This is a genomic window from Streptomyces sp. ATLC9, assembly GCF_057196705.1.
In genome coordinates this window covers 1-9,269 of record NZ_JBXUOY010000212.1, presented here as the reverse complement: position 1 = coordinate 9,269, position 9,269 = coordinate 1, and the positions used below count along the sequence as shown (strand labels likewise).

Sequence of the window (9,269 nt, the reverse complement as noted above, 5' to 3'; positions counted from 1 at the left end):
GGTTTGCGGCACAGCGGTTTGGTCCTCTGGTGCGGGGGACGGGCCCGCTCCGGCGGGCCGGCCCGGCGGTGCGGACACCTCCGGGCCGGCCCCTGGCAGGGCCTCGCCGAGGACGCTAGCGGCGCCGGGAGCACTCTCCCGGTCACTTCGCCGATGCCTGCGATCGGCCACTCCGATGAGGGTCGCGGAGGTGTCCGCGACGTTCGGCCGACGTTGTCGGCTAATGAATTTTTACCTCTTCATTGCCATTTCCGGCCACGCATGGATCAACTCTTCGTCACTTTCCGTCACCGGCGGAGCGCCTCGCCTGGTGCCGGGCGACCCGTGCGCGGTTGCCGCATCCGCTCGAGCACCACGCGCGGCGGGGGTGGTGGCGGTAGAAGAAGAGCACGCAGCCCGGGGCCCGGCAGCTGCGCAGCAGCGCGCCCCGTTCCCCGGACAGCAGGAGCACCGAGCTGCGGGCGATCAGCGACAGCGCGTGGGTGACGGCGTCCCCGGTGCACAGGGAGTCCGCACCGGGCGCACGGGCGTCCCGCCAGACCAGGACGGGCCAGGACTGACTCATTCCGGAAGCACGGTTGACGTGCGCGATGTCCCATGGATCGGGCGCCTTGTGGTCGACCCGCGCGGCGATCAGGCACCGGACGGCGTCACGCAGGACGCGCGCGTGGGCGAGCTGCTGTTCGCAGGCGCGGAGTGCCTCCTCCCGCAGGGGCCCGGGCTCGGGGAACAGCTCCCGGTGGCGTCGCAGCCACGCCTCCAGCTCGGCGGGCGACCCGAGGCCCTCCACCAGGCGCCCCCTGGCCGCGGAGAGGGTGTTGGCGAACTCGACGGGCAGCGGCTCGGCCCGCACTCTTCGACTACCGTTCGTGACAAGTGTTTTTGCCACTGTCATCTCCTAATGGTCTGGCCGTGATGCTAGCGTTTCACGTGCTGCGCAGGCACAGACCAACATCGATCACGGGTTCGCTTCACGGAGGCGGGGTATCGGGCCGGGGACAGGGAACGGTCGGCGCGGTGGCCGGTGGGCGGCCGCGGGAACACGGTGACGGCCGCCGGGACGGCCGGCCACCGCGCCGACCGGAGCCGGTGCCCGGACCGGTGGTCTCCCTGCGACCGCGCGGGCCGTCAGAGAGCACTGCCTGGGGGATTTCGCATGGATTTTTCCGCATACCAGCTCAGAACCTTCTGGGAAGTAGCCAGGACCGGCAGCCTCACGAAAACTGCCAAGAATCTCGGATACTCCCAGTCGAGTGTGACAGCCCATGTGAGGTCCCTGGAGAACAGGGTCGGGTCACCCCTCTTCCACCGCCTACCACACGGCGTTCGCCTCACAGCCGCCGGTGAGACGTTCCGTGTGTATGTCGGGCGCATATTAAGCGTCATGGACGAGATGTCCGTCGCGCTCAAGAACAAGGGCGAGCCGACCGGACGGGTCGTGGTCGGGGCGACAGCCCCCCTCATGGAGTACGAACTGCAGGAGATCGTCAGGCAGAGCCGCTACCGGTACCCTCGCGTCAGTCTCTCCCTGAGGGTGATGAGCACCGGTGACGTGGAGACCGCCGTGGCCTCCGGAGGCGTGGACGTGGGGCTGACCTTCACCCGCGCCGCCGGCGCGGGGAAGGCCGCGGCGGCGGGCGGCGTACTGCGCGAGGCGCTCTTCCCCGTCCCCTTCGTCCCCGTCGGTCCGGTCGGCTTACTCGCGGGCGACCCCTCCCTGCTGGACCGGGTCCTGGTAGTGGACCCCGACTGCCCCTCCCAGCAGGTCCTGCCGCATTACCTGACGGCGGTGCGGGGAGAGGCGCCGGCCCTCATGGAGACCGGTTCCACCCGCGGCGCCCTCGGCCTGGCGGGCGCCGGGCTGGGGGTCGCCATGGTCCCGCGGGCGGCGGCCGACTGTGGTTCGACGCCGGAGGGCCCGGCGCCGGTCGACTCCCTGCCCGGCACCGTGATGCACGTGCAGGCCCTGCTGCCGGACGGCGGCTGGCTCTCCCCCGCCGTCTCGGCCTTCCTGAGCCTGGCCCGCCGGGCGGGCGGCGCGGCGGCGGACGCGCCCGGCCCGTCCGCCGGTCCGGTCCTGGTCTGATCCGCCCGCCGTCCACCGCGTTCCCACCGCCCGGCGCCCGGAAGGGGCCGGGCGGCTTCTCCTTCCGTGCGTTCCGCCCTCCGGCAGGGCGCCGGCCACTTCCGCTCCGGATGTCTCCCGGATAATGCGCAAAAAGAGGTATCGGAAACCTCGATACCGGAAATCGACAGCTCTCCCGATAGAGCCGCACAGCGCGGATAGCCTCGTGTTCGAAGGTTTTCTCCCGGCATGGACACCCATCTCGGAAGATACCCGGGAAATCTCACGATCCCACCCGAACAAGAGGAAAAGATGTCCGACATCGAATTCATCCCCAATGTCTTCCGCAGCGGTTTCGAACTCACCGACCTCTCATGGGTGCCCTGGAAGGAACCCGGGCGGGCCGGCGTCGAGCACCACGTTCTGTGGGCCCCCGACGAGGAGAAGGGCGAGGACTCCGTCGGCCTGATCCTGCGTTTCCCGCCCGGCGCCCACGGCGACTTCCACGAGCACCTGGGCTACGAGCTGATGCTCGTCCTCGACGGCGTCCTCGACCACAGCGACGGCCCCTCGTACACCAAGGGCGACCTGGTCGTCGAGGCCCCGGGCACCCGGCACCAGATGTCCAGCCGGGAGGGCTGCACCGTGCTGGCCATCCGCACGCGGCCCGCCGCGGCCCGCACCCCGGACCGGCCCATCCGGCCCGTCTCCGGCCAGATCTCCGACAGGGTCGCCGCGCAGGCCTGACGAGCCCCGCGGGCCGGGGCCCGCACACCACCCCGGGCCCCGGTCCGGGGCCCGCTCCTGCGCGCCACGCCGCACCGCGCCGCACCCGGCGCACCGCACGTCCACCACACCACGTCTCACCACGGGAGATACGCACATCATGTCCGCTGCCGCCCCCACGGTGATCACCCCGGAGCCGCTTCCGGGCACCGCCGGCCCCCGCCGGGTGCTGGTATCCAGCGTCTCCTCCGACTCCCACACCTGGAACCTGGTCTTCCTCCAGCTCCTGATCGAGGAGTACGGCCACCGCGTCACCAACATCGGCGCCTGCGTCCCGGACGACCTCCTGATCGCCGAGTGCCGGCGCCACCGCCCCGACATGGTGGTCATCAGCAGCGTCAACGGGCACGGGCACCTCGACGGCCGCCGCCTCATCGCCCGGCTGCGCGCCGAGCCCGACCTGGCCGACCTGCCCGTGGTCATCGGGGGCAAGCTCGGCACCCGCGGGGCCGAGGGCGGCAGCCACGTCCGGGCCCTGGTCGAGGCGGGCTTCGACGCGGTCTTCGAGGACTCCGTGAGCATCGGCGAGTTCCGCCGCTACCTCGCCGCGCCCGACGCCCGCACCCTGCGCGGACCGGCCCCCGCGGCCCTCGCCCTGTGAGCGCAGCCGTCGGGCGTACCGGCCCCGCCGGCTCGTTCGCCGCCGCGGTGGCCGCGGCGCACTCGGCCGGTGAGCTGGTGGTCCAGCCGCGCATGGGGTTCCCGACCGTGGAGCAGATGGGTTCCGGCCTCGCCGCCGTCCGCGGCGCCCGCGCCCGCACGGTGGGCACCATCACCCTGGACAGCTACACCCGGGTCGGCGACCACGCCTCCGCCGCGCGGGCCCTGGAGAGGGGCGAGGACCTCAACGGCTTCCCCATCGTCGCCCACGGGGGCCCGGTGACCCGCGAGATGATCGCGGCGGCCGGCGCCGGGGACTTCGCGATCCAGGTGCGCCACGGCTCCCCGCTGCCCCTGGGCATCGTCCGCGCCCTGATCGACGCCGGCCTCGACGCCACCGAGGGCGGGCCGGTCTCCTACTGCCTGCCCTACAGCCGCACTCCGCTGGCCGAGGCGGTCGACGCCTGGGCCCGCAGCTGCGAGGTCCTGGCCGAGCGGGTGCCCGGCGCGCACCTGGAGAGCTTCGGCGGCTGCATGCTCGGGCAGCTGTGCCCGCCGAGCCTGCTGGTGGCACTGTCCGTGCTGGAGGGGATCTTCTTCCGCAGGCACGGCCTGCGCAGCGTCTCGCTCAGCTACGCCCAGCAGACCAGCTTCCCCCAGGACGTGGCAGCGCTGGCCGCGCTGCGCCGGCTGGCCGGGGAGCATCTGGGGGACACCGACTGGCACGTGGTGCTCTACACCTACATGGGCGTCTTCCCCCGCACCGTCCCCGGCGCCCTGGCCCTGCTGCGCGAGAGCGCGCGCCTGGCCGCGCTCACCGGCACCGAGCGGCTCATCGTCAAGACGCCGGCCGAGGCGCACCGCATCCCCACCGTCGAGGACAACGTCCACGCCCTGGAGACGGCCGCGGAGGCGGCCCGCGCCGCGACCGCGTCCCCGGACGACCGGCCCGAGGAGGGCGAGGCGGAGCAACTCCTGGGTGAGGCACGGGACATGGTGGAGGCCGTCCTGGAACTCCACTCCGACATCGACCGCGCGCTCCCGGCCGCGTTCGCCCGCGGTTACCTCGATGTCCCCTACTGCCTGCACGCCGACAACGCCCAGCTCGCCCGCAGCCACATCGACCGGCGCGGCCGGCTGCGGTGGTCGTCGGCCGGCCGCATGCCCGTCCGGGACGTGCCCGGCGGCGCGGCGGCGTCGGTCGGCGCCGAGGAACTGCTCGGAATGCTCTCGCACGTGCAGAACACCTTCGACCGCGCGGCGCTGGACATCTCGGCGTCGCGCGACCCCCTGCCGGCCGCGGGCCGGACCCGACAGGAAGCGAAGTGAGAACAGTGACCAGACTTTCCAACGACGATCCGCAACCGCTCACCGTCGCGGTGATCGGCACCGGCCCGCGCGGACTGTCCGTGCTGGAGCGTCTCGCCGTCCGGCTGCGGGAGGAGCCCGCAGCGCGCCGGAGGCTGCGCGTCTACGCCGTCGACGCGGTGGAGGTCGGGGCCGGCCGGGTGTGGCGCACCGACCAGGAGGACTGGTTCACCATGAACACCGTGGTCGGCCAGGTGACCATGTACTCCGGGGAGCCCGACGGCGGCCCCGCCCGGCCCGGCGCGGGCCCCAGCCTGGGCCAGTGGATAGCCGAGCGCGCCCGCACCCACGGCGAGGAGCCCCTCGGGCCCAACGACTACGCCTCCAGGCTGCGCTACGGGCAGTACCTGCGCTCGGTCTACGACACGATCGCCGGGCATCTGCCCGGGGAGGCCGAGCTGATCCCGGTGCACGACCGGATCGTGAGGGTGCGCCCGCGCCCCGGGGGAGGATACGAGCTGGAGCGCGAGGGCGACCCCGCGCCGCTCGGGGTCGACCGGCTCGTCCTGACCACCGGGCACCCCCGCAACGAGCCCGACGGCTTCGAGCGGGAGATGCTCGGCTTCGCCGCCGGCCGCCCCGGCGTCCACTACCTGTGCGGCGACTCCGCCGCCGACCTCGACCTGGACCCGGCCACCATCCCGCCGGGCACGACCGTCGGCGTCCTGGGCATGGGGCTGTCCTTCTACGACGTGATGGTCGCCCTCACCCTCGGCCGCGGCGGCGCCTTCACCACCCTGCCCGACGGCTCCATGCGCTACGAGCCCAGCGGACGCGAGCCGCACATCGTCGCCGGCTCCCGCAGCGGGCTGCCGATCCCGGCGCGCGGAAGGAACCAGAAGGAGCCCCACCACAGCCACCGCGCGCTCTTCCTCACCCCGCACGCCGTCGAGCAGGCCCGCAAGCGGCGCCTGGCGGAGACCGGCAGCCCCCGCCTGGACTTCGACGAGGATGTGCTGCCCCTGCTGCTGCGGGAGCTCGACCACGTCTACTGGACGGCCCATGTCACCGCCCGCGAGGGGAAGGAGGCGGGCGAGAGGTTCGCCGAGCGCCACGTCTCCGTGCTGCTGACCGGCGGCGACCCGGCCGGGCTGCTGCGCGAGGCGGGACTCGGTGAGGTCCCCGCCCTGGACCTGCGGAAACTGGCCCGCCCCTTCGGCGACCGGCACTTTCGCGATCCGCAGGCCTTCCGCGCCGAACTCCTGGACGTCATGCGGTGGGACCTGTCCGAGGCCGACCTGGGCAACGGCGAGGGCCCGCTCAAGGCCGCTCTTGACGTCCTGCGCGACATCCGCAACACGATCCGGGAGGCGGTCGACTACGGGGGGCTGCGCCCCTCCTCCCACCAGGACGCGTTCCTGCGCCGCTTCCTGCCGGTCAACGCCCTGCTGTCGGCCGGGCCTCCCCGGTACCGGGTCCGGCAGCTGGTGGCGCTCATCGAGGCCGGTGTCGTCGAGGTCGCCGGTCCGGCCACCACCTACACCGCCGACCGGGAGGCCGGCGGCTTCCGCGTCGCCTCCCCGCGGGTGCCCGGCTCCGCCCGGATCGCGCGGGTGCTGATCGACGCCCGCATCCCCGTCCCCCACCTGCGCCGTGACACCTCCCCCCTGATCCGGGGGCTGCTGGCCGACGGGCTGCTCTCGGAGTACGTGGTCGAGGACTCCGTCCACGGGGAGCGGTTCGAGTCCGGCGGACTGGCCGTCACCCGCGCCCCGTTCCACGTCGTGGACGCCGGCGGGCGGGCGCGCACCGACCTGTACGCGCTGGGCATCCCCACCGAGCACACCCGCTGGTTCACCCAGGTCGGCAGCAGCCGCCCGGGGATGCGCACCCTGTTCTACCGGGACGCCGACGCCATCGCCGCGGACCTGCTCGCCGGCGGCCGGCCGCAGGAGGGGCCCGCCGGACGGGCGCTGGCCGGCGCCGTCTCGGGCGCACCGGCCGAAGGGGGGCGGGCGTGACGTTCAGCGCGCCGGGGCTGCTGTTCAAGCGGGCCCGCGACACCCTCCTGCGGCACCGGGAGGACCTGGAGGCCGCCCGCCGGGAGTTCGTCTGGCCCCGGCCGGAGACCTTCAACTGGGCACTGGACTGGTTCGACCCGATGGCGCGGGACAACCACCGCCCCGCCCTGCGGGTGGTCGGCGAGGGGGAGGACGCCGAGCTGTCCTTCGCGCGGCTCTCCCGGCGCTCGGACCAGGTGGCCAACTGGCTGCGCGGGCAGGGCGTGCGCCGCGGCGATCCGGTGCTGGTGGTGCTGGACAACCGGCCCGCCCTGTGGGAGACGGTGCTGGCCTCGATCAAGCTCGGCGCGGTGGTGGTGCCCACCTACGTCACGGCCTCGCCGGCCGAACTCGCCGACCGCATCGGCCGTGCCGGCATCCGGCACGTGGTGGCGGAGGCCGCCCTGGCCTCCCGGTTCGAGGGCCTGCCCGGGCGGTGGAGCGGTATCGCGGTGGGCGGCGAGCCCGCGGGCTGGACCGGCTACCGGCACTCCCGCTCCGCTCCGGAGGACTTCCGGCCGGATGCCGCGACCCCCGCCGGCGACCCGCTGTTCTGCTACTTCACCTCGGGCACGACCTCCCTGCCGAAGATGGTCCTCCACACCCACCTGAGCTACCCCGTGGGCCATCTCTCGGGCATGTACTGGAACGGCCTGCGGCCCGGCGACGTCCACCTCAACATCTCGGCGCCGGGCTGGGCCAAGCACGCCTGGAGCTCCTTCTTCGTCCCCTGGAACGCCGAGGCCCAGATCGTCGCCCTGGCGGCCGGGCACAGCGGTCCCGGACGCGTCCTGGAGGTGCTGCGCGACCGGGGGGTGACCTCGTTCTGCGCGCCGCCCAGCGTGTGGCGCGCGCTCGTGCGGCACGGCGTCGGGCCGCGCCCGCCCGCGCTGCGCGAGGCCACCAGCGCCGGGGAGCCGCTGGATCCGGAGGTCTTCCGCACGGTGCGGAATGCCTGGGGCATCGGCGTCCGCGACGGCTACGGCCAGACCGAGACCACCGGGCAGCTGGGCACCCCGCCCGGACGCACCCCGGTGCCCGGCCGCATGGGCTGGCCGATGCCCGGCTACCGGGCCGTCGTCGTCCACCCCGAGACGGGCGACCGGCTGCCCCCGGGGGAGACCGGCGAGCTCTGCGTGGACCTGTCGGACCGGCCCGTCGGTGTGATGGCCGGATACGCGGGCGACGAGCGGCGTACGGCGGCCGCCTTCGCCGGCGGCCTCTACCACACCGGCGACCTGGTGGTGGAGGCGGAGGACGGGAGCTTCGGCTACGTCAGCCGGGCCGACGACATGTTCAAGTCCTTCGACCACCGCATCTCCCCGCTGGAGCTGGAACGCGTGCTGCTGTCCCACCCCGCTGTCGCCGACGCGGCCGTCGTACCCCACCCCCATCCGATCGGGCAGTGGGTGGCCAAGGCGTTCGTGGTCCCCGCGGCCCCCCGCGGCGGCGACCGCTCCATGGCGCGGGCCGTCTTCGAGCACCTCGACGGGGAGCTGCCCCCGCAGAAGCAGGTGCATCTGATCACCTTCGCCGACCGGCTGCCGCGCACCGCCTCGGGGAAGGTCCGCCGGGCCGAACTGCGCGAGCGCACCGGGACCGCCGACTTCCGGCGGGAGCGTCCCGGCGCGGTGGCCGCGGCGGGGTGAGCCGGGTACGGGCCGGGGGCCGTCCGGCGTGCGCCGTCCTTCGGCGCGGGCCCGGCGGCTCCCGGCACGCTCACGCGGTCCGGCCCGGCGGGGCATCCCGGCACGACCTCCCGGCACGAGCCTCAGCACGACGGAGAGAGCATGGACACTTCCACTGCGGCCGGCACCGCCGCCCTCATCGCACGCGTCGCCTCCGCGCAGGAGGGGCTGCGGGCCACTGTGGCCTCGCTCGGCGACGCGGATCTGGCCGCGGCCTCGGCGCTGCCCGGCTGGACCCGCGGCCACGTCTGCGCCCATGTGGCGCGCAACGCAGACGGGCTGCGCAACCTCCTCACCTGGGCGCAGACCGGCGTCCCACGTCCGATGTACGCCGGGGGCGGCGCCCGCGAGGCCGACATCGAGCGGGACGCGCACCGTCCGGCCGCCGCGCACCTGGCGGACCTGGCCCGCTCCGGGGACGGGTTCGTCGATCACGCCCGGCGGCTGGACGGCGGGGCGTGGGCGGCCGAGGTCGTCCTGCGCAACGGCGACCGGATACCGGCCCGCGCGCTGCCGGGGCACCGGCTGCGCGAGGTGCTGATCCACCATGTGGACCTGGCGGCCGGGTACTCCCCGGCCGACTGGCCGGAGGAGGAGGCGCGGTTCCTGCTGGACTCCCTGGCCTCCGCCTGGTCCGGCCGCGGGGACTGCCCGCCCCTGGAACTGCGCGCCCGGGACACCGGGCAGCGGCTCGCCGCGGGGGCCGGCTCCGGCCGCCCGGTGCGGGTGGACGGTCCCGCCCACGCGCTCGCGGCCTGGCTG

At 74.2% G+C, this 9,269-nt stretch carries 8 protein-coding genes and 1 pseudogene; 8 read left to right on the top strand and 1 reads right to left on the bottom strand.

Annotated elements, in window-relative coordinates; translation table 11 throughout:
• Positions 1-277: 277 nt before the first annotated feature.
• Positions 278-853: a CGNR zinc finger domain-containing protein gene (locus AC2CJA_RS19865; RefSeq protein WP_484604045.1), complete on the bottom strand. Its 576-nt coding sequence runs from the start codon at positions 851-853 to the stop codon at positions 278-280.
• A 303-nt stretch (positions 854-1,156) separates the two neighbouring features.
• Here AC2CJA_RS19865 and AC2CJA_RS19860 point away from each other — a divergent pair.
• The 8 genes and pseudogenes from AC2CJA_RS19860 to AC2CJA_RS19825 all read left to right on the top strand — a co-directional run.
• Positions 1,157-1,336 (top strand): annotated as a pseudogene (locus tag AC2CJA_RS19860) (LysR family transcriptional regulator); the annotation flags it as partial.
• Positions 1,337-1,384: 48 nt separating this feature from the next.
• Entirely contained in the window at positions 1,385-2,086 is a 702-nt protein-coding gene (locus tag AC2CJA_RS19855; RefSeq protein ID WP_484604046.1) for a LysR substrate-binding domain-containing protein, read from the top strand.
• Between the two features lie 291 nt (positions 2,087-2,377).
• Positions 2,378-2,812: a cupin domain-containing protein gene (locus AC2CJA_RS19850; protein ID WP_484604044.1), complete on the top strand. Its 435-nt coding sequence runs from the start codon at positions 2,378-2,380 to the stop codon at positions 2,810-2,812.
• A 139-nt stretch (positions 2,813-2,951) separates the two neighbouring features.
• A complete protein-coding gene (locus tag AC2CJA_RS19845) occupies positions 2,952-3,452 on the top strand; it encodes a cobalamin B12-binding domain-containing protein (protein WP_484604043.1) in 501 nt (166 codons plus the stop codon).
• The gene (locus AC2CJA_RS19840; RefSeq protein WP_484604042.1) at positions 3,449-4,780 is read left to right on the top strand and encodes a methylaspartate mutase; all 1,332 of its coding nucleotides are present in this window, start codon (positions 3,449-3,451) and stop codon (positions 4,778-4,780) included. The genes AC2CJA_RS19845 and AC2CJA_RS19840 overlap by 4 nt, the downstream gene beginning before the upstream one ends.
• A 5-nt stretch (positions 4,781-4,785) precedes the next feature.
• The gene (locus AC2CJA_RS19835; RefSeq protein ID WP_484604041.1) at positions 4,786-6,780 is read left to right on the top strand and encodes an FAD/NAD(P)-binding protein; all 1,995 of its coding nucleotides are present in this window, start codon (positions 4,786-4,788) and stop codon (positions 6,778-6,780) included.
• The gene (locus AC2CJA_RS19830) at positions 6,777-8,468 is read left to right on the top strand and encodes an AMP-binding protein (protein ID WP_484604040.1); all 1,692 of its coding nucleotides are present in this window, start codon (positions 6,777-6,779) and stop codon (positions 8,466-8,468) included. The genes AC2CJA_RS19835 and AC2CJA_RS19830 overlap by 4 nt, the downstream gene beginning before the upstream one ends.
• A 141-nt stretch (positions 8,469-8,609) precedes the next feature.
• Positions 8,610-9,269: maleylpyruvate isomerase family mycothiol-dependent enzyme (locus AC2CJA_RS19825; protein ID WP_484604039.1), on the top strand; the 660-nt coding region annotated here is incomplete at its 3' end.